This is a genomic window from Halorubrum sp. SP3, assembly GCF_005435195.1.
GTDB lineage: Archaea > Halobacteriota > Halobacteria > Halobacteriales > Haloferacaceae > Halorubrum > Halorubrum sodomense.
Genome location: NZ_SGTU01000304.1, coordinates 1 through 522, shown reverse-complemented (window position 1 = coordinate 522; position 522 = coordinate 1). Strand labels below are relative to the sequence as shown.

Genomic DNA, 522 nt, shown 5'->3' with positions numbered 1-522 from the left:
AAGGCGCGGATCCGGAGTGATCGATCGATGTCGCTCACGGCGATATCTCAACGGGCGCTTTCTGCGGTGTCTCTGGTCTATCCACGCTCATTTATTCTACGTACGTTCCGGTTGAGTCCATCGAGACGACCTCGTCGAACAGTGGCTTGAGCGTGTTAATCGACTGCGGATCGCCTTCGAGCGGGTCGGCGTGAAAGTGTGCGACGGCGTCCGTCTTGGTGAACGTACTGAGAAACACGTGGAGGAATCGGAACACGTTCTTCACATCTCGGTAGTTCAGCAGGACGTTCAGCGAGTCATAACAGACGCGTATCTCGCGGTCGTCGGTCGACCACTCCTGTGTGAGTCTCGAGACGACAATCCCGAGCCGGGTAATGTCGTTCGGATTGTTGATCTGCGTGACCTCGACCGTTCCATCAGCTGTGGGGGGGACCGACTGCGCGTACCCGACAGAGATCACGTGGACACGATGCCCCTTCGAGGCGATGCCTTCCAGCCGTTCGCCGTCCATCGGCTGGTAGC

The 522-nt window shown here is 58.2% G+C and carries 1 pseudogene; it reads right to left on the bottom strand.

Annotation, left to right across the window (positions count from 1 at the left end):
- Positions 1 to 91 precede the first annotated feature (91 nt).
- A pseudogene (locus tag EXE42_RS18930) lies at positions 92 to 522 on the bottom strand (hypothetical protein); the annotation flags it as partial.